At 47.1% G+C, this 20,233-nt stretch carries 18 protein-coding genes and 1 other RNA gene; 14 read left to right on the forward strand and 5 right to left on the reverse strand.

Annotated features, from left to right (window positions below; genetic code table 11):
* The first annotated feature begins 184 nt into the window (after window positions 1-184).
* The 3 genes from CR205_RS06160 to CR205_RS06170 all read left to right on the forward strand — a co-directional run bounded on the left by CR205_RS06160 (window position 185) and on the right by CR205_RS06170 (window position 4,774).
* Complete coding sequence (locus CR205_RS06160) at window positions 185-1,867, forward strand: YndJ family protein (protein WP_161524687.1); 1,683 nt, start codon at window positions 185-187, stop codon at window positions 1,865-1,867.
* Window positions 1,854-2,378: a hypothetical protein gene (locus CR205_RS06165; RefSeq protein WP_110517985.1), complete on the forward strand. Its 525-nt coding sequence runs from the start codon at window positions 1,854-1,856 to the stop codon at window positions 2,376-2,378. Before CR205_RS06160 ends, CR205_RS06165 begins: the two co-directional genes overlap by 14 nt.
* 113 nt (window positions 2,379-2,491) lie before the next feature.
* Window positions 2,492-4,774, forward strand: a complete 2,283-nt coding sequence (locus CR205_RS06170) for a DEAD/DEAH box helicase (protein WP_110517987.1) — start codon at window positions 2,492-2,494, stop codon at window positions 4,772-4,774.
* A gap of 165 nt (window positions 4,775-4,939) precedes the next feature.
* Here the strand turns inward: CR205_RS06170 and CR205_RS06175 are convergent, their stop codons facing one another.
* Genes CR205_RS06175 through CR205_RS06185 form a run of 3 tightly spaced genes read right to left on the reverse strand, consistent with a single transcriptional unit; the run spans window position 4,940 to window position 8,621 of the window.
* Entirely contained in the window at window positions 4,940-6,034 is a 1,095-nt protein-coding gene (locus tag CR205_RS06175; RefSeq protein ID WP_110517989.1) for a Ger(x)C family spore germination protein, read from the reverse strand.
* Window positions 6,003-7,121, reverse strand: a complete 1,119-nt coding sequence (locus CR205_RS06180; protein WP_110517991.1) for a GerAB/ArcD/ProY family transporter — start codon at window positions 7,119-7,121, stop codon at window positions 6,003-6,005. The genes CR205_RS06175 and CR205_RS06180 overlap by 32 nt, the downstream gene beginning before the upstream one ends.
* Before the next feature lie 15 nt (window positions 7,122-7,136).
* Window positions 7,137-8,621 carry a spore germination protein gene (locus CR205_RS06185; RefSeq protein ID WP_110517993.1) on the reverse strand — a complete coding sequence of 495 codons (1,485 nt, stop codon included), beginning with the start codon at window positions 8,619-8,621 and terminating at the stop codon, window positions 7,137-7,139.
* A gap of 118 nt (window positions 8,622-8,739) precedes the next feature.
* Between CR205_RS06185 and CR205_RS06190 the strand changes: the two genes are divergently transcribed.
* Genes CR205_RS06190 through CR205_RS06200 form a run of 3 tightly spaced genes read left to right on the forward strand, consistent with a single transcriptional unit; the run spans window position 8,740 to window position 12,679 of the window.
* Window positions 8,740-10,017: a ribonuclease H-like domain-containing protein gene (locus CR205_RS06190; protein ID WP_161524688.1), complete on the forward strand. Its 1,278-nt coding sequence runs from the start codon at window positions 8,740-8,742 to the stop codon at window positions 10,015-10,017.
* A complete protein-coding gene (locus tag CR205_RS06195; protein WP_110517997.1) occupies window positions 10,014-11,924 on the forward strand; it encodes a DUF294 nucleotidyltransferase-like domain-containing protein in 1,911 nt (636 codons plus the stop codon). Before CR205_RS06190 ends, CR205_RS06195 begins: the two co-directional genes overlap by 4 nt.
* Window positions 11,925-11,926: 2 nt before the next feature.
* Window positions 11,927-12,679: a 3'-5' exonuclease gene (locus tag CR205_RS06200; protein ID WP_110517998.1), complete on the forward strand. Its 753-nt coding sequence runs from the start codon at window positions 11,927-11,929 to the stop codon at window positions 12,677-12,679.
* 4 nt (window positions 12,680-12,683) lie between these two features.
* On the opposite strand, the gene CR205_RS06205 is transcribed toward CR205_RS06200, so the two are convergent.
* Window positions 12,684-12,992: a 2Fe-2S iron-sulfur cluster-binding protein gene (locus CR205_RS06205; RefSeq protein ID WP_110518000.1), complete on the reverse strand. Its 309-nt coding sequence runs from the start codon at window positions 12,990-12,992 to the stop codon at window positions 12,684-12,686.
* A 502-nt stretch (window positions 12,993-13,494) separates the two neighbouring features.
* Here CR205_RS06205 and CR205_RS06210 point away from each other — a divergent pair.
* The 7 genes from CR205_RS06210 (at window position 13,495) to CR205_RS06240 (ending at window position 17,940) form a co-directional block, all read left to right on the forward strand.
* Window positions 13,495-13,995, forward strand: a complete 501-nt coding sequence (locus CR205_RS06210) for a spore coat protein (RefSeq protein ID WP_110518002.1) — start codon at window positions 13,495-13,497, stop codon at window positions 13,993-13,995.
* Between the two features lie 139 nt (window positions 13,996-14,134).
* Complete coding sequence (locus tag CR205_RS06215; RefSeq protein WP_110518004.1) at window positions 14,135-14,692, forward strand: SLOG family protein; 558 nt, start codon at window positions 14,135-14,137, stop codon at window positions 14,690-14,692.
* Between the two features lie 36 nt (window positions 14,693-14,728).
* The gene (gpsB, locus tag CR205_RS06220) at window positions 14,729-15,079 is read left to right on the forward strand and encodes a cell division regulator GpsB (protein WP_110518006.1); all 351 of its coding nucleotides are present in this window, start codon (window positions 14,729-14,731) and stop codon (window positions 15,077-15,079) included.
* Window positions 15,080-15,094: 15 nt separating this feature from the next.
* Complete coding sequence (locus CR205_RS06225; RefSeq protein ID WP_328587714.1) at window positions 15,095-15,499, forward strand: reverse transcriptase-like protein; 405 nt, start codon at window positions 15,095-15,097, stop codon at window positions 15,497-15,499.
* A gap of 81 nt (window positions 15,500-15,580) precedes the next feature.
* Window positions 15,581-15,964, forward strand: an RNA gene (gene rnpB, locus CR205_RS06230) — RNase P RNA component class B.
* Between the two features lie 112 nt (window positions 15,965-16,076).
* Window positions 16,077-17,225, forward strand: a complete 1,149-nt coding sequence (locus CR205_RS06235; RefSeq protein WP_110518008.1) for a THUMP domain-containing class I SAM-dependent RNA methyltransferase — start codon at window positions 16,077-16,079, stop codon at window positions 17,223-17,225.
* A gap of 472 nt (window positions 17,226-17,697) precedes the next feature.
* Complete coding sequence (locus tag CR205_RS06240) at window positions 17,698-17,940, forward strand: DUF2564 family protein (RefSeq protein ID WP_110518010.1); 243 nt, start codon at window positions 17,698-17,700, stop codon at window positions 17,938-17,940.
* Between the two features lie 234 nt (window positions 17,941-18,174).
* On the opposite strand, the gene CR205_RS06245 is transcribed toward CR205_RS06240, so the two are convergent.
* The gene (locus CR205_RS06245; protein ID WP_110518012.1) at window positions 18,175-18,483 is read right to left on the reverse strand and encodes a HesB/YadR/YfhF family protein; all 309 of its coding nucleotides are present in this window, start codon (window positions 18,481-18,483) and stop codon (window positions 18,175-18,177) included.
* A gap of 186 nt (window positions 18,484-18,669) precedes the next feature.
* Between CR205_RS06245 and CR205_RS06250 the strand changes: the two genes are divergently transcribed.
* The gene (locus tag CR205_RS06250; RefSeq protein ID WP_268877399.1) at window positions 18,670-20,199 is read left to right on the forward strand and encodes a carboxypeptidase M32; all 1,530 of its coding nucleotides are present in this window, start codon (window positions 18,670-18,672) and stop codon (window positions 20,197-20,199) included.
* Window positions 20,200-20,233 lie beyond the last annotated feature (34 nt).

The following is a 20,233-nucleotide window of genomic DNA, read 5'->3' on the forward strand; positions in this document are numbered from 1 at the left end:
GACTGACTCAGAGGATCATCGTCCATCGTGTTAGTACGACCAATGTATGATACGCTCTAAACAGAAAAGCAGACAGTTTTCATTCTTGACGAACGCCCTCCTGAAATGAATGAATCCTCTATGGGGATTGGCCAGGATTAAATCGGGGGATAGAATGAAAATGCAGAAATTGGGGGCTTTGAGCATGACAGTCAGACTTAATCTTCTTCTGGGATTGTGTATAGGGCTCACCTGGACTTTTCTCACAGCCCCGTCAATTATTGAACTTGCTCTGGTTCTGGCTTTTTTTATCCTCGTACCTGTACTTCTGTCTCTTGTGGCTACATCAAACCCGAAGTCAGTGTACCGAATCAACATATTGACAGCAGCCCGCTGGTCATTTCCATTTGCTGCGGCAGGGATGCTCTCTCTCTCAATGGAGACCGGCTGGCTGGCTGCTTCTGCTGCCGCTGTGTGGCTCCTGTTTACTATGGCGGCAGCAGGAAACGGTATCTTCCGTTTGCTGAATAGGGGAATCGGCCAGCCTGAGGAAGCAGTCATTGATGCCGGCCTTGCCTTTCTGGCTGTGGGAGGGGTCTGGCTGGTTCTTGCAAGATCAGGAGCAGCAGAATTAATGCCATACTCTTCCCTCACGATTGATCTGACGGCCATTCACTACCACTATTCTGCCTTTGTGCTGCCGATATTCACCGGAATGTTCGGCCGGTGGCTGTTTGGTTACAATACCCAGGCATGCGAAGTATTAAGAAGACGCCGTGCTTTTACAATTCTGGCAGCCGGTCTCGCAGGAGGTTCACCCCTGGTAGCACTTGGGATCCTGCATGGACCTCCTTTCGATTTGATTACATCTGGTGTTTATATTGTTTTTATTTACTGGTTATGTCTTTGGGTTCTTGCATCAGTGCTCAGAATTGGGTATGCGGCAGGACCTTTAGCAGGGATTGCCTCCCTGATCCTGATGACGACTATGGGAGTTTCCACTCTTTACAGCCTTGGGATGTATTTTGAAACTGCAGTCGTTACAATGGACGGGATGCTGCGCTGGCACGGCGCACTGAATGCATTCGGATTTTCTGTTCTTGGAACATTGGCATGGCTCATTGCACGTCCTAAGCCGAGATATGATGAGAAGGCCTTTCCTGTAAGCAGGGTGAGAACCAGAGGATCCACAGGAGACGGCAATGTCAGAAAAAGAGGCAGGGAAGAGCATTCAGAACAGGGAACAGGCCTAATTGCGGACTGGAATCTATTAAAAGGCGATGACTTTGATTCAGAGAAAATAAACACCGTTATCAGGGATTTTTACGTTCATACAGAATATTATGATCTTACAGCGGAAATATCATGGAAAATAGAGTTAATTGGACGGGCAGCCCGCTTTTTCACAAAAGGAGCAGGGCAAATTCATCTTCCTCTCTCAGGTCTGGAGGTTTTGGAAGGGAGCATCCTCAATGTTCCCGACCAGGAGGATAGGTGCAGAGATTTGAGGGCATGGATCCGGTCTGACAGCAGTACGGGAGAACCGGTCTTTAACGCATTTTATTCGACACACAGAACGAGAGAAACCGGCTACTTCAACATTGGACTTCCACTTCATCGCGGTATCATTACCAGGATCCTGAGGCCTGAAAATAAACCGGGAGGGGGCCTTGGTCTCACAAGCAGAAAAAAACCGGAGATGAGCGGAGATGAAGGGATCTATCTGACGGTAGGGCGTATGACCATAAAGCTTCCTCTTGAAGAAACATTCGAACTCACACATATAGGCGGTAACCTTAACGCGGTGCATGAAATTGCGCTTTTCGGCTGGTCCATTCTGAGGATCACATGTGAAATTACAAAGGAGGAGGCAGATGAAGAACTTTGACAGTTCGTTCAGTGAGCGTCAACTTGCAGTCTTTCGGAGGTGCATTGGAAAAACACTCATATCTATTGATACGGACCAGATGACTTTTTTTCACAATAGAAGCTTCGGTGAAGATTTTAATTTCTACTCTCCGGTCATCCTCCATTTCGGGGGGGATGACTACCTTCTGCTTGAAGGAGGAGAAGACCGGAAAGGTGATCGAGTGCTTTCTGTCAATAAACAAAACACACCTTCTCCTCTGAATTTCGCCTTTAACGAGTACGGCAATCACGAAAAAGAGGATGTGAGCGGAATTATGGTTCTGAAAACAATTAAGAACGTCACCCTGTACGCGTTCGGTGACGCACCGTCAGAAGGGACAGAAGAACTGGATACTGCCGTTGTTTTTGACCTTGAAGATAACAGTTGTCTCTGTTTTGTACCAGCAGCTTACGGGACGGGTCTTTGTGTTAATGACGTCCTGATTGCTCAGAAACTCGAGCACTCCTACGCGCGCTGGTCCGCGAAGTAAGGCTTTTCTTAAGGAGAGGTAGCAAGAGTGCCCCCAGGTTCTTTTCATGCAAACGTATATTCGCTATACTTAAAAGTACTAATCTTACCAGCCGGAGAGAAGGGAGAACGTGCATGTTTGGAAAAAAGGATCTGTCTGCTCTTTTGCAGGAACTCAAAAAAGATAAAAATGTCACGCACTGGCATGAAATAGACGAAAAAAGCGCCAGGACTGTACCGTTTCCTTCTTCAGTCGATGAAAGATTGAAAGAGGGGATCAGAAGAAAAGGAATAAAGGAATTATATACGCATCAGGCAAGCGCATTCGAAGCCGTAAACAGAGGTGAAAACGTGGTTGCCGTTACACCCACTGCATCAGGGAAAACGCTCTGCTACAATCTCCCTGTGCTTCAGAAGCAGCTTGACAACCCGGACAGCCGGGCTCTTTATCTGTTTCCGACCAAAGCTCTTGCGCAGGATCAGAAAAGTGAAATGAACGAACTGATTGATGATATCGATGTAAACGTGAACAGCTACACCTATGACGGCGACACACCGGCGAATATTCGTCAGGTTGTCAGGAAAGCCGGGCATATCGTGATTACAAACCCGGACATGCTCCATGCCGCAATACTCCCCCATCACACAAAATGGATCAGTCTGTTTGAAAATCTTGAAACCGTCGTAATTGATGAGCTTCATACATACAGGGGCGTTTTTGGCTCCCACGTGGCGAATGTGATCCGCCGCTTGAAGCGGATCTGTAAATATTACGGAAGCAGCCCCGCATTCATCTGTACGTCTGCGACAATCGCGAACCCGAAAGAGTTGAGCAGCGGTCTTACAGGTGAGGACGTAACATTGATTGATAATAACGGGGCTCCCCGGGGAAAGAAGCATTTTATTTTTTATAATCCGCCTATTGTAAACAAGCAGTTGAATATCAGAGCCGGGGCTACGAAAATCGTAAATGAGCTGGCCGCCGATTTCCTGAAGCAGAATATCCAGACAATCGTATTTGCCAGAAGCCGGGTCCGGGTGGAAATTATCTTAAGTCATCTGCAGGAACTCACCAAATACAGTCTCGACAAAAACAAAATACGCGGGTATAGAGGCGGCTACCTCCCGAATCAGCGCCGGGAAATAGAGCGAAGTCTCAGAAGAGGGGACACGCTCGGGGTAGTGAGTACCAATGCCCTCGAACTTGGAGTGGATATCGGTCAGCTTCAAGTGTGTATTATGACCGGTTACCCTGGCTCTGTTGCCTCAAGCTGGCAGCAGGCGGGAAGAGCGGGAAGGCGTCAGGATGAATCGGTCGTACTGATGGTTGCCAACTCCACGCCGATTGATCAGTATATCTTTTCAAATCCGTCATTCTTTTTTGAGGGGTCTCCGGAAACAGCAAGAATTAACAAAAACAACCTGGTTATTCTTGTGGATCATCTGAAATGTGCGGCGTATGAGCTGCCGTTCGAAAAAGGTGAAATGTTTGATGGAGTGGATGTGGAGGAGATTCTCGAATTTCTCGTCGACGAGCGGGTGCTGCACGCCCAGCGCAGCAAGTTTTACTGGATGAATGACGCGTTTCCTGCACACAACATCAGCCTCAGGTCCGCCGCTCAGGAGAACGTGGTCATTATTGACCAGAGTGATGTGGCCAATCACAGGGTAATCGGTGAAATGGACACGTTCAGTGCCCTCACGCTTCTACATGACGAGGCGATTTATCTGCATGAAGGCACGCAGTTTCAGGTCGAATACCTGGATTGGGAAGAGAAAAAAGCATTTGTCAGAGAAGTGGATGTGGAGTACTTTACGGATGCGAATCTGGCTGTGAATCTGAAAGTCCTGGAGTCTGATCTCCAGAAGGACACCGCTCACGGAACTGCAGAATTTGGCGATGTGATGGTTACGGCTATGGCAACCATATTTAAAAAAATTAAGCTTGAGACTTTTGAAAATATTGGATCGGGTCCCATCCACCTGCCTGAACAGGAACTTCATAGCCAGGCGGTCTGGCTGTCATTTCCACCGGATCTGGTGAATAGGTGGGGAGAAAAAACTCTCGAAGAAGCGCTTGCAGGACTTGCCCACGTCTGGCAGCATGTTTCCTGTGTGAGCGTGATGTGCGATAAAAATGACCTCCATGCGGTCCCCCAGATCAAAGCTGTCCACTCGGAACAGCCGGCCGTATTCCTGTATGACCGTTACCCTGGCGGGGTGGGGCTGTCAGAGCAGGTATACAAAAATCTTGACAGTACACTTGCGGCTGCCGAATCATTCGTCCGTTCATGCCCGTGTGAAAAGGGATGTCCGACCTGTACCGGCTCCGCAGCAGTAGAGTTTGATGATGATAGTCCTGCTTCGAAGTCTCTCGTCCTTAAACTTCTTGGCAGTAAAAGAATGGAAATAAAGTAAAACGAATATACTTTCAGTCCCGTAAACCTATGAGAACAGCCCTTAAACTGTCACTTTAAGGGCCGTTTCTTTATGTTGAATATTTATGCCTGCCGATGTGGCGAGGTATTAATCTCTGCCCAGGGAAGAGGACACGGCTTCAGTATCTATATCCTCCCTGCAGGCCTATTCTTCAATCCCTGTCTCCTTAATTGTAATGTCAACATCAATGTCCACCGAAACTTCAGGGAACATCTCATCCCATACTTCATCGGAAAAACCGGCATAATGACGGCGGACGTGATCACCGATCCCGGCTGGATCCACGTTTAGTTCCTGAAAATAGTCGATCAGCCTGTTCAGATCCTTCTTCAGCTGTTTTTGGGTGGCTTTGTGAATTTCCTTAACTTTCTCCTGACCCAGGGTGTGGCCGGAGTATTCACTTATTTTTCCCGCAAGCTCCACTTTCCCTCTGATCTCAGGGTTGGTGGAAGAGGGTTTTTTAACATCAAATGTGGTTCTGGATTCGATATTTCTAAGCATAGCGTATTCGTTATCCTCAGCATTGAGAACAACTTCATATGATCCGTCACCGAAACGTTCCAGAAGAATCTTAAGCAAAAAGCAGTCTTTCAGCTCCAGTTTCCCGGCCAGCCGATCTTCTTTTAACAGAGCCAGGCCGGTGATTTTCATTACGTTTCCTTCCTGTCTGAGGATGGGGAGAAACGGGTCACGGCCCTGGCCGTAGAAGTTGGATAAGAATACATGAAAGTTTGACTGGGGCATATTCTGCTGATCGATATTCTGTTCTATAAGATCGCTGATGTACATTGCGACATCCACTTCCAAAGGGTAGGTGGTTTCAAGAAGCTTTTTTGCTGAAATATCTTCTACGACAGCAAGCTGAATGCGCATGCCGATCCGCGGGTCACGTACAAACGTATCGACAATTCTCATCAGGCCCAGCTCTGTCAGCTTTTCGTCAAAAAGGACAGCGCTGACTTTTCCTGTATGAAGCGGTTTTGACGATTGGGCATCGAGAAACAGGCGGATATCCTTCGTTGTTCTCGAGATGGCACTGATCGCTTCGCTGCTGATCTCCTCGCCGGACCCGTACACAGGGAGGCTGATTGTGCCTTCAATGTGATTCTCATCGATATAGTCATATCCGATGGCGTGAATAATCTGCACCTCATCAAGAATATTCCGCTCTACACAGCCAGCCAGAAGCAGGCAGAGTACGAGGAGATTAACCAGCATGATCTGAGCGCGTTTTCCCATTGGATCTGAACCTCCTTATCACCATTGTCACGAGGAAGAGCGCGGGAAAGTAGCAGAAAATGATATAAAAGCCTGCCATGGACACGTTGGAATTCAGATTGTCGATGGCTTCCCTTGTTTCATATGCGATTGAGAAGAGGAACACTGCGCCTGCCGTAAAAAAAAGCGTTTGTTTATGTCTGGTCCGCAGCATCTTTTTCATTCCCCGGCTTACAACCCAGATACTGATCATAATGTTAGGGAGAATGACAAGCAGCCAGAGTGATATGCCGATGTATTCAAATCGCTCAATAAACGGGAGTTCCAGTACTTTCCAGGAACTGAGCGTTGGATAGACAACACGCTCGAGATGTTTTCGGCTGTAAAAAAGAAACGTCACGACAGCCACCATCAGATAAATCAGGATGGTAAGCCCATGTCCTGCCTGAGCCCATTTGTGACTTTTTCCGGCGCCGTTTATAAAAGGCAGATAAAAGGCAAGCGCTTCAAAGCCGATAAAGCTGAGCGTCATTGTCTTCATTGCGTTCAGCTGTTCTTTCAGTTCAAATTCCACCGGCAGCATCCGGTGATAGTTGGCAAACTCCAGAGGGGAAATGGCCGTCAAGATGAGAACGAATGGAAGGACCACCCCGAGGAATGCCATTCCTGTTACGACACGGAAGCCGTGATAAATACCGTAGACGATTACGAGAAGTATAAAAAGCGTAATCGGCCAGGTAATCATCGTGGGAAACATCCAGATCTGAATCACTTCCACATATGTTCTTAATACGGTAATTCCCATAAACAAAAAATATACGAGTAACCCGTAACTAAGCAGATCCCCTGCGATTTTTCCAAAGAAATTTCTGTGCAGATCAATTATATCTACAGGTTTCCCGCCTGCCATCAGCATCCGGTACATCATCCAGATGATGATATGGATGGCAGCACCTGTAAGCAGGACGGCGATCCAGGAATTGTAGCCGGCATCCATGGCAATGTACCGCTGGAATCCAAATACTCCAACGCCGACCTGCATGGCGTGTACGAGAAAAAACACATAAAAGGGAGATACATGAGACATCGTTTTAATTGGCACGCTCATATCCTGTCCTCCTTTTTAGTGGATATGCTCATCGATATCCGCCGTACGCTTCCCTTTACTGCGTGAGAAGCGTTCTTTTTTCTTAGTCTGGGTATGTTCAGGTCTGTCATACTGATACTTGAACGGCATCCTGAAGAAGGCATCCTTGAAATCTCTGAACCGAAACGGGTAAATCGGTTCAAGGTAGGGACGGCCGAGGGATTTAAGAGTAATCAGATGAACAAGGAAAAAGGTTCCGAGCAGGCTGATTCCGAGCAGCCCCCAGAGCTGGGCCATGAGAAGGAATGGGAACCGGATCAGTCTGATCGTATTACCTATTCTGTAAATAGGCGTTGTAAATGACGCCAGGGCGGCAAGAGCAACGATGATTAGCAGGACGTTACTTGTAAGCCCTGCTTCTACTGCAGCGGTTCCGATTACAATACCGCCTACTATACCGATTGTCTGACCGACTTTTGTCGGCAGGCGCGCCCCTGCCTCCCTGAGAAGCTCGATGGTTAACTCCAGAAAGATGGCTTCAATGATAGGAGGAAAGGGAATAATACTTCTCGATAAAATCAGTGTCGCCAGGAGATCCTGGGGAATAAGTTCGGCATGATAGGTGATAACGGCTACATACATCGGGGTGGAAAAAACCGAGAACAAGACGGCAAAAAGCCGAATTAGACGAAACCCGGAAGCCAGATGCCAAGGAATATAGTAGTCTTCAAACGCAGAGAAAAACTCCACAAGTGTCGTAGGAGCTGTAATGGCACTGGGGGAGCCGTGGGACATGACAGCAATTTTTCCTTCGGTCAGCTGCGCCGCTACACGGTCGGGACGTTCTGTATCAATCAACTGGGGAAACGGCGAATTATTATTGTCCTCGATAAACTGATTGATATAGGAACTGTCACTGATTTCATCATAATGTATCGCTGTGACACGCTGAATCATTGTCTGAACGTTTTCATCACTTGCAATATCGGAAAGATAGAGAACGGCCACATCCGTTTTGGAGATTGCTCCTACGGTTATTTTTTTGATCGTCAGGGTGGATACAGGCAGCCGGTTTCGTATCATATTGATGTTCATGTCGAGATTTTCCACAAAGGCTTCTTTTGGGCCGATTACGCTGTACTCCACTTCAGGGATCGACACTTCGCGATTCTCAATCGTCCGGACCGAAGCGAGAACACCGTAGGGCTCACCGGGCTGAAAACGAATTAACACCTTACCGCTGTTTAAGCCCTTTTCAAGATCCTCTGCATCCGCCACTTCAGCTATCTGCTTTAAGGGGATTATCCTTTTAAGGTCATCCAGTGAGAAGCACGTATTCTTTTGAAGCGGCTTTACGATCTGGTCATTGAAAGGTGCGGCATCACAAAGGGTGGAGTAATAATCAAGGTGATAAGTAAGGTTTCCGGGACCTTGAACGGTTTCACTCATAAAATCGTCCGATTCACGGGACAGCTTCAGAACGTCTTCAAATGACCGTGCAGGTGAACTGTTTTCACTCATAATGAAGTCGCTCCTTAAAATTTATTCTCGTGCTTAGTATGAAAGATCTGTGTGGTTTTCTATTCATTTCTTTTCATATACAATGTAATGAATGAAGGATAAGTAGGAGATGGTCGGTGTGAATCTAAAGGGGAAACTGAACCGGATGAAAGGCTACATAAAAACAGAGGAAACCGAGGAGAGAGGAAGGGCAGTGGCCAGGCCTGAGAAGGATCATGACGCTTCGCCGGGCCGGCACGGAGACAGATGGAAAGAACTCGGGTTTAAACCGCACTGGTTTGAAGGGGAATACTCACTTGTCCGCAGGAAATCCTACCCGCTGGATTACAGACACGGAAGCCGCAGGTTCAGTGAACTTCCGGAACTGAAAAAATCATGGGATCAGGCATCAGGACATCCTTTGGACCTGTCTGAAACCGACCCTGAAAGTCTGCTGTTTTTTGATACGGAAACTACCGGCCTTTCCAGCGGAGCGGGGACGACCATTTTTCTGATGGGTTACTCGCGAATCCGTGGGAATGAAGTGGAAGTGATTCAGCATTTTCTGCCGGGTCCGGCAGAGGAAGCAGCCTTTTTCCATGGTTTTCTAACGGATTTCAATCCAGATCACAGTCTGGTCAGTTATAACGGAAAAGCTTTTGACTGGCCGCATGTAAAATCCCGCCATGCTTTTGTGAGAAACGAAGTGCCGAAACTGCCTCTTTTCGGTCATTTTGATCTTCTGCATGCCGCCCGCAGGCTTTGGAAGCATGAACTTCCATCCTGCCGGCTTTCGATTGTGGAAGAAGAAAAGCTTGGCGTCCGCAGGGTAAACGAAACACCGGGAAGTCTTGCGCCGATCCTTTATTTTGAATATTTACAGCATCAGGACCCGGCAGAGCTCGAAGGTATATTCAGGCACCATGAACTCGATGTACTGTCGCTGATTGTCCTTTATGCGGAACTCAGTTCCAGGCTCCTGGTTCTGGAACCCTCCAGACCTTCCGAGCACTATCAAATGGGCCGCTGGTTTGAGCAGCTGAAAAAAGACCGTCATGCAGAGAATCATTACCGTGAGGCGTTAAAGGATCAGGCGTCTCCCGAATCCGCGGTCAGGCTCGCCGGCATTATGAAAAAACGGAAAGCCTTTACAGAAAGTGAAGAACTGCTTCTTGCATCCCTCCAGATCAGGAGGGGAGGATCAGCATTAAGAGCGGCTGCATATACAGAACTTGCGAAGCTGTACGAGCATCAGTTTAAAGATCTTGAGAAAGCGCTGGACTATGCGAAAAGGGCTGTCAGGGAAGTGCGGGAAGGAGCCAGGGCAGCCCGTACTGCCGGAAAAAAAGATCCTTCACTTGAAAAAAGAGCAGCCCGTCTTCAGCAAAAACTAGAAAAAGGAGCACACCGCTCATGAAAAATGAAAACGTGTTTAAAGAAGTCATGCGGAATGCCTTCCCCTTTGATCTGCTCACAGAAGAGCAGTTTGACATGGTTACGAGTGATGCAGTCAGACTGTCTTTTCGTGAGAATGAATTTCTCTTTCACGAGGAAGAGGAGGAAGTAGAGGTCTATTTTCTGCTCAAGGGGCTAGCAAAAAATGTGCTGCACCGTGAAGACGGCAAACAGTTCTCCGTCCGTTTTTATTATCCCGGAGATCTAATCGGACTCATGATTCTTCTTTCCGGCGGAGAAATGAATTTTTCAGTACAGGCACTGGAGAACTGTGAAACAGTCAAACTGAAAAAGCATACTCTCCTTAAAGTGATGACAGAAAACAAGCCATTTTCGGATACGATTCTGACAGGAATCGGGCAGCGTATGAAATCCCTTTACGATGAAATGAAAAAAGATCATTCCACTTCGGACAGTGAAAATGTCGCCCTCTATAAAACGAGAGTCCACACGATTATGGACAAACCGAGGTTTATTTATCCCGATCAGACGATCGTGCAGGCTGCAGGCACGCTGTCGGACTGGGGAGGTTTGGGACTGACTGTCGTTGATCAGGATCATCATATCAAAGGGACAATTACACAGACAGAACTGCTGAAAGCCCTGGCAGCGGACGGAGCACACCACCCGGTGAGTAAATGGATGGTAACGGACCCGGTGTGTGTTCAGGCAGACGCTTTCAGCTATGAAGTACTCACCTATTTCAAGGAAGACCGTATTAATCTCGTCCCGGTTCTGAATGGGGAAAAAGCTGTCGGGATTCTCACTGCAGAATCGTTTCTCAGGCTTCATGAATCGGAATATTTGAATCTCTATTACAATGTCAGTCACGCCAGGGACCTGAAAAGGCTTATGGATTTGTCTCCGAAGAAGAGTGAAAAGTTTCTTTCCTTTACGGAAGAGCTCCTTACCGAGCAGACGTACGGGACGGAAATGAGTGAATTTATCTCCAGATACAATGACCAGATCCATATCCAGGTCATTCGTCATGCGCTCAGGGAGATGAAGAAGGAAGGGTACGGCAGCCCGCCGGTTAATTACTGTTTCGTCGTCATGGGCAGTCAGGGGAGAGGGGAACAGGCATTCAGCACTGATCAGGATAATGGCATGATCCTCGATAATTACAGCCACCTTCCGAACAGAGAAGAAATCGAGCAGTACTTTTATACCTTTGCCAGAAAAATAAATGACGGGCTTGCTGCTTGCGGGTTTCCTGAATGTACAGGCGGCATCATGGCAAAGGAAACGAAATGGCGCAGAGCCATTGATCAATGGGAGAGGGAGGTGCTCCGCTGGCTCAGGGAAACGGACGGGGAGGAAGTGAGGGACTTCACAATTTTTATTGATTACCGACCCCTTTTCGGTGACTTTACTCTAGCAGAAGACCTGCGGGAACGAATAACCCCGGCGATTCAAAAAGGACGGATTCTTCAGGCTATGCTGATGAAGGACACGATTCGATTCCGGGTCCCTGTTCAGCCCTTCGGCCGGATCAGTACGAAAGGGAAACAAAGATCGATTAACTTGAAAAAAGGGGCAATCATGCAGATTGTCAACAATATCCGCATTTTTGCGATCCGTTATGGAATCAAGGAAGTGAGTACGTTAAAGAGGCTCTACGCCCTGCGGAAGGAAGAAGTGTTTCACCCCAGGGATGCCGCCAATGCCAAGCTTGCCCTTGATTATCTGTATCAGTTCAGAATCCGGGAAAACGTCAGACAGCTGCGGTCTGATGAGCCTTTAACCAATGAACTAAGACCTTATCAGCTTACGAAGGAAGATCGTAAACAGCTGAGAGAAGCCCTCCTCGTGGCAAAGCGGATGCAGCAGATGAGTGAACTGAGCTTTGCAAGAAACAGGGGGTTGTAGCCATGAAGGTTTCAATTCTTCACTATCTACGCTTCGTAATGGTCGATACGCACTTGTTTAATTCCATGAAACATCACTGGATCAGAAATAACAGGCCCCTTTATGAAGCGCTTATTGATGAAATGAATGAAATGAAGCCTGATCCGGAAATTGTCACGATGTCACTTGATGATTTGACGTATACAGTGTTCGATCTGGAGACAACCGGATTTTTCCCGAAAATGGGAGATGAGGTGATCTCAATCGGTGCAATGAAGGTAAACGCCAATCACATCCGCTTTCCCGAACATTTTTATGAAGTGGTGCGGCCATTTAAGCCTGTCCCGGAGGACGTACTGAAGCTTACAGGTCTGACTCCTCAGGAAATTAAAGAGGGGGAAGCTTTTCTGATCAGTTTTTTCCGGTTTGTTGAATTTGCATCGAACACCGTGCTTGTCGCATATCCCGCCAGCTTTGATGTGATTTTTTTAAAGGAGTTGACCCGCCGCTGGGGGCTTAAAAACTTTTCCCCCTTTTTTATTGATGCATGCAGGATCGCAAACTACCTGTATCCAAACGAAAAAAACAGCCTTGACCATGTGATCAGAAGACTTGGTGTGAAAAGCAGGCAGCGGCATCACGCTTTAAATGATGCCCACATGACTGCGGATGTGTTTTTATATCTGATTGATGAACTCAAGAAACGAAACATTACCACATACAGGCAGCTTGCAGACATAACAATGGATCGCAGAAACCCTGTTCTGCGACCCTGAATGTTTATTTCTCCGGCCTTGGACCCGGATCCATTCCTGAAGAAGATACGGTCATTTTCGGCATTACTTTTACATCACTTTGAACGCGGACCTGACAGGACAGACGGCAGCCTTCTTCAAGGGACTTGGCAATTTCTGCTTCTCCTGCAGGTTCAAATTCACCTTCGAGTACTTCTACGCGGCATGTGGTACACTTTGCTTTGCCTCCGCAGCGGTGAAGGACATCAACTCCGTTGTCTTCCAGAGCGAGAACGAGTTTGGTGCCTTCTTTTGTTTCAAATGGTTCAAAACCAGGTACATGAACTTTTGGCATGTTGGAAATCCCTCCCAGAGTATGTTGTTCTGTTTTTACAATTCCCCTGCGCGGGGGAAATAAACATCCGCCATATTTCCCGGGTGAGCGCAGGGATGTGTTATTTTCGACTGATTCTTTAAAATATGTAAGCGCGAACATAAGAATTATATCGAAAACATTCGAATTAAACAATTTTCTGCAAATAAACGGTTGTTTTTTTCGGGGGAAATTTTTACAATATAATTGTATTCATATTCAAGGTGGGAAGTAGAAATGAGAAAGATGATTGTAATTATGTTTTTTGCCATGATCGGGATGACAGTCTGGTTCATGACAGAAGCGAAAGACGGAGCACTTGAAATCCCGTTTGTCACCCTGTAAAGGATCCGGTTTACGGGTCCTTTTTATCGTGGCAAATTATAGACGGGAACGAGCAAAATTAGGTTTTATAACTAGTACATGTAGCCTCACCCTGACATACGTTGATAGTGTACCGAATCAAAAAGGAGGAATACAACGTATGTTTAATCGACCACGTCGTCATTGTCAGGTTATGCCGGCTCAGGTTCATCCGACAAAACAGCAGATGACTCACCAGTGCTGTGAGTACATTGTACCGGAAGTCCATCCGACTCATACTACAAATGTTGCTCATCATCTCTATAAGCATGTACACAGTTATCCGCAGACATTCTCACAGGTGGATCAGGTGTCTCATCAGCATTTCCAGGCAGGACCAGGCCAGCAGGTGGCAGGAGCGCAGGCGCAGCCGAACATGGGCTTTCCAGGCCAGGTAGCGGGAGCGCAGGCGCAGCCGAACATGGGCTTTCCAGGCCAGGTAGCAGGAGCGCAGGCACATCCGAACATGGGCTTTCCAGGTCAGGTGGCAGGAGCGCAGGCCAAACCGAACATGGGCTTCCCGGGGCAGGTAGCTGGTGCTCAGATGCAGCCGAACATGGGCTTTCCAGGTCAGGTAGCCGGTGCTCAGATGAAGGGCAAAGGTAAAGGCTGCGGCTGTTAATTATTATTGAACGGATCAGGATTTCCTGGTCCGTTTTTTTCTGAAAAATACAGGAGCTTACTGTGGGTAATTATAACATTTTTCTTATTTTATTCACCCTGTTCTGTGGTAAAATAAAAGGTGGAAGGTGATTGTACATATGTACGAAGTTCTTGCCGTAACAGGGTATAAACCACATGAACTGGGAATCTTTAATCAGAAGCATCCGCATCTGCCATATTTAAAAAAAGCGATTCAAAAGAAACTCCGGGCACTGAAAGAAGATACTGACTTCGTATGGCTTTTGACCAGCGGACAGCCCGGTGTGGAACAGTGGGCGGCAGAAGCACTGATTGGGCTTAAAGATGAGTATCCCGATTTAAAGCTTGCCACGCTCGCCCCCTTTTACAATCAGGATGAGCGGTGGAAGGAAGACTGGAAAACCGCCTATGAATTCATCTGGGAGCAGAGTGATTATAAGGACTTTATATCAAAGTGTCCGTATGACAATCCAGCGCAGCTGAAAATGAAAAATCAATTTATAGTGGAAAAGAGCAGTGCTTTTCTTGTATTATATGATGAAGCAACACCAGGTTCGCCCGATTTCTATCTGACGTATGCAAATAAGAAACACGAGGCAGCCGATTATCCCATTTTTTATCTTACTCCGGAGGAAATTGAAGATTCTGTCCGCGAGGAGCAGGACGGCTGGATTTAGAAACAAAATGATGACTAAACAGTTGAGGTGAGCGCAATGCAAAATAAAGTTGCACGGTTAACCCCAAAAGAAATTCTGGAAAAAGATTTTAAAACGAGTATGCGTGGATACAATCAGGATGAAGTCGACCAGTTTCTCGACCAGATCATAAAAGATTACGACGCCTATGAAAAAAGAATATCATTTCTTGAAAAAGAAACGGAGAGGCTGAAAAAGGATTCTTCAGCTCTCAGCGAACAGACGAAGCGGCACCAGCCGATAACAGCGGCCCCGCCTCAGGAAACATCAACACGTACGCAGCCGGCAGTCGGCAGCACCAATTATGACATTCTTCGCAGGCTCTCCAATCTTGAAAAGCATGTCTTTGGAAGTAAACTGAGTGAGTAAAGGATTCAGTACACCGTGCGGATAACTGAAGTTTATATTGACGGTGCAAGTGCCGGAAACCCCGGCCCATCTGGTGCAGGTATCTTTATTAAAACAGCCGGCGGTGATGTTATGCGCATTTCCGTTCCTCTTGGCAGTATGACAAACCATCACGCAGAGTTCGCTGCTCTGGTTGAGGCACTGAAGGTGTGCAGAAGAGAAGAACTGACGCTTCTTTCTGTCCGTACCGATGCCCAGATCGTAGCTGATGCAATGGAAAAGCGGTACGTTAAACGGGAAGAATTCAAGGTCTATCTGGATCAGGCCCTTACACTGGCTGATGAATTTGATTTCTGCTTTGTAAAGTGGGTGCCGTCCAGGCAGAACAGGGAAGCGGATGGTCTTGCCAAACGTGCCATTAAAATGAATGAACAGCCGTAGTACATTGACTTGATTTCAGTCTGTATTTTATGCTATACTAATCTTTGTCGCTATACAGAAACTTCATAAAATGTGTCCGGAACACTCGGGTAATCGCTGGGCTTTATGCTCAGAGGAAAGTCCATGCTCGCACAGTCTGCGATGACTGTAGTGATCGTGCCTGACCAATTCATAAGTCAGGGCAGCCAATCAGGCTGACGGCAGGGAAAAGGCCTACTTTCTTTTTAAGAATATGGCCCAGTACCCTTGAAAGTGCCACAGTGACGAAGTCTGACCTGGAAACGGGCAGAGTGGAACGCGGTAAACCCCACGAGCGAGAAACCCAAAATATGGTAGGGGCATCCCTTCGAAGGAACTGAACGGAGAAGGGGGCAGGCAGCTTGCCTGGAGACAGATGGTTACCACCGGAGTACGAGGGCTTTCGGCCCGCTTGTAGTACGATGGAACAGAACATGGCTTACAGAGCGCACCGGGCGCATTTTTGATTCGAAGCTGACTCCACGACTTCATGTCCGTGGAGTTTTTTACATACAACGCTTATTGTCCGGATTTTCCGGCTGTGAAAGGAGTTCTTCGAATGAAACCAACGTTAACACTAATTGCCACGGCCGCAATGGGGCTTGAGGCGATTGTTGCAAAAGAAGTCAGAGATCTTGGATTTGAAAATGTTGAGGTTGAGAACGGAAAAGTCACTTTTTCCTCGGAGCCTGAGGGTATTGCAAGAGCAAACCTGTGGCTCAGAAGTGCCGACAGGGTGAAAATTAAGGTCGGTGAGTTTAAAGCTGTCACGTTCGATTCCCTGTTTGAACAGACGAAAGCTCTTCCGTGGGATCAGTTTCTCCCTGCCGACGCTGAGTTTCCTGTGATCGGCCGTTCAGTAAAATCAGGGCTTTACAGTGTGCCTGATTGTCAGGCGATCGTAAAAAAAGCAGTTGTTGAGAAAATGAAACAAACGTATAAGAAAGACTGGTTTGACGAGACAGGTGGGTTTTACAGAATTGAAGTGGCGCTTCATAAGGATCTTGCCACACTAACGATTGATACGAGCGGGAACGGTCTCCACCGCAGAGGGTATCGGTACCTTCATAATGAAGCCCCCCTTAAGGAAACGCTCGCCGCTGCCCTGGTCCGCCTCACAAACTGGCATCCGGATCGCCCATTTGTCGACCCGTTCTGCGGTTCCGGAACAATTCCAATTGAAGCAGCGATGATCGGTCAAAACATTGCACCGGGTATTAACCGGGAATTTGCGTTTGAAGAGTGGGACTGGTATGACAGGAAATGGATCGACCAGGCCCATGAAGAAGCTGAAGATCTTGCCAGGTACGATCAAAAGCTGTCCATTTTCGGTACTGACATTGATCATAAAATGGTGGACCTTGCCACGAACAACGCAATGGAAGCCGGCTTTCCGGATCAGATTAAGTTTAAACAAATGCAGGCATCGGATCTTCGTTCGAAACAGGAATATGGCGTTGTGCTCGGAAATCCCCCATACGGGGAACGGATGAATGAAAAATCCGAAGTAGAAGTTCTCTACAAGCAGATCGGAGATGTTTACCGCACATATCTGCCAACATGGAGCGTCTATATGATCACCTCTCACGAAAAATTTGAACTGTTTTACGGAAAAAAAGCAACGAAAAAGAGAAAACTGTACAACGGAAACATCAAAACCGACTTTTATCAGTACTGGGGTCCGCGTCCCCCAAGAAAATCAGACTGACTTTTATGGCCGCTTTCTTTTCAGAAGGCGGCTTTTTTGTATACTCTTTCTGTCAGTACTCTCTATTTTGCCCTAACCTGAATCGATTGCGGCTGCAACCTATCCGTTCGTTTTTGAACAGATTAAGGATTTCCTAGTAACTGACATGCATAAACTTGGCCCAGATGTAAAGAATGTATAAAGAGATAAAGCAGGGGTGTGCCCTGGCTGGAATGCCGGGATACATACAGAAGGAGTGAAGGACCGTTGAAGAAGGCTGCAATGAATATCGAGTACCGCTGGCTGTTTTTTGTCGTAGTCCTCGGAACGATCCTGTTTGGACTGAGCTTTCTCGTTACAGGATAAAACCCGCTGAAAAACCTATTACGTGATCCGGAGCATATTACGGAAAACGGGGCATATGATGGCAGGACAGGGATAAGTAATAGCCGGTTTCAGGATTAGACCACTTTAAGAAAGGCTGGGATCCACCATGTCAGAACCATTTAACGATGTTCAGCAAATTGAAATGGCCATTAAAGCCGCCCAGAAGATGGTCGGACAAGCTACAAAAAGCATGAATCCAGAGCAGCTTGAAACAGCTACCAATGCGCTGAACGATGCGAAGGCGCAGCTTCAGGATGCGGTAAAGTATGAAATGAGCGGCGAATTTGGAGCATACTCCAAAGATCTGATTACGAAACTGGAGCATCAGCTTGATGAAGCAAAAGACTGAATAGGAAATATGCAAAAACCGAAGGGGAGCCCTTCGGTTTTTTTGCTATGTTAAAGTCTATTGTTAACTTCCGCTCAATGCGCTCTTTTTCCGCATCTACCGCTTCAGTCTCCTCGGGAACCATGCTTCTTCCTCTGCTCGTTTTGCTTCGAAGCATACTCGTGAAGTAACCGCTTTCGTCCCTGCGGGGTCTATGGCCGTTTAAAACCTGAATTCGCTTTTTGCGTTTTCTTTTTACTTTCCTTCCGGGTTGATCACATCTCCGATATCCGGGTTGGAAAAGGAAACCTCGTCCATGTCAGGGTCATATTTAACGGTCATTCCATTAAAATACCAGACATCATCCTCTGTAACGTGAAAGGTAATGCCCGAAGCTTCAGCAGTATGGCAGTGCGAGGCGGGAATTTCCTTTGTTACCCCGGCGGAGAACCCTCCGGATCCCACACCGCCTACCCTTACGTACAGCCGCAGGCTATCCCCTTCTTTTAAATTCATTTCTCTTTTATACAGGTCCGCTGCTTCGCGGGTAATTGTTAAATTCATGTCTGATCCCTCCCCTGTTACAGCTTTATTCTACCTTCCGTTCATTCTGAGTGCAACCGTAACGAGGGTACGTCGACATTACCTAAGTCGGAAAATTAATAATAGTCTGCCTCCGGGATGGTCAAATTTGCTCTGCTCAGTTAAAATACGAGATGAACGTAACTGAATGAAGGAGTGGACATTGCCGTGAAAAGTGAACAAGTACTCGAAACCGAAACGGAATTCAGAGAGTATTTAAAAAGAATGAGCAACTATCAGGAAGCACTCGGACTAATTGGATGGGACCTTCGTACAGGAGCCCCGAAAAAAGGGGCGGCACAGCGAGCCGAGGTCATTGGCACGCTTTCGGCAGATGTGTTTAAAATGGCTGTATCCAAGGAAATGGAGAAATTTATTGAAACACTGAGCAGTGAAGAAGCACAGAGCAATCTTGATGATGTAACAAAATCCTCCTTATACCAGTGTAAAAAAACATTTGATAAGCAGAGGAACATTCCTGAGGACGAATTTAAAAACTATGTGATTCTTACTTCCAATGCGGAATCCATCTGGCCTGAGGCAAAAGACACAGGCGATTTTGCTATGTTTTTACCTTATCTTGAGAAGATCGTGGCATATAACCGCAAATACACAGACTGGGTGGGATATGAAGGCAATAGATATAACGCGCTGCTCGATGATTATGAACCAGGTCTGACTGTCGAAACACTCGACCGTGTGTTCGGAGAACTCCGCGACCGCCTCGTCCCGCTTGTAAAAGCAGTTCAGGAATCAGACAGCAAGCCGGAAACGGATTTTCTGTTTACTCATTTTCCTAAGGATAAACAGGAGCAGCTCAGCAGGGCTCTTCTCGAACAAATGGGCTACGATTTCGAAGCCGGCCGCCTGGATACAACCGTTCATCCATTTGCTGCCGGCCTCAATCCCAATGATGTCCGTGTAACGACGAAATATGATGAAGGGGACTTCCGGACGGCTGTTTTCGGCACGATCCACGAAGGCGGGCACGCCCTTTACGAACAGAATATCGATGAAAAATATATCGGCACGCCGGTTTGTTCCGGTACATCCATGGGCATCCACGAATCACAGTCTTTATTCTGGGAGAATTTTGCCGGCAGAAACAAAGCATTCTGGGAGAAAAATTACGGGCTTCTGAAAGAGAACTCAAATGGCCAGTTTGATAACATCAGCCTTGAGGACTTTTACCGCGGAATCAATGTAGCTGGACCGTCCCTGATCCGGATCGAGGCAGATGAGATGACGTATACCCTCCATATCATCGTCAGGTATGAGCTTGAAAAAGCGCTTATAAACGGGGATCTGGAACCAAGAGACCTGCCGGAAGCCTGGAACGATAAGATGGAGGAATATCTCGGCGTGCGCCCGCAGCATGATGGGGAAGGGGTACTGCAGGATGTTCACTGGTCCGGCGGCGCATTCGGTTATTTTCCTTCCTACGCACTCGGATACGTTTATGCCGCACAGTTGATGGCTGCCATGAGAAAAGATCTGGACACGCCATTTGAGGGTCTGCTCCGGGAAGGCAGCCTGAAACCTGTAAAAGAATGGATGACAGAGCGGGTACACAAGTTCGGCAGAAGTAAACAGCCTCTGGAAATTCTCCAGGATACCACCGGTGAAGGGATTAATCCAAAGTACTTAATCGATTACCTTGAGAAAAAATACAGCGATGTATATGAGTTGAATCGTTAAATGATGAGGGAGGCTGGGACATTAAAATTCCAGT

Origin of the sequence: Alteribacter lacisalsi (genome assembly GCF_003226345.1) — a bacterium.
In the GTDB taxonomy this organism is placed as follows: Bacteria; Bacillota; Bacilli; order Bacillales; family Salisediminibacteriaceae; genus Alteribacter; species Alteribacter lacisalsi.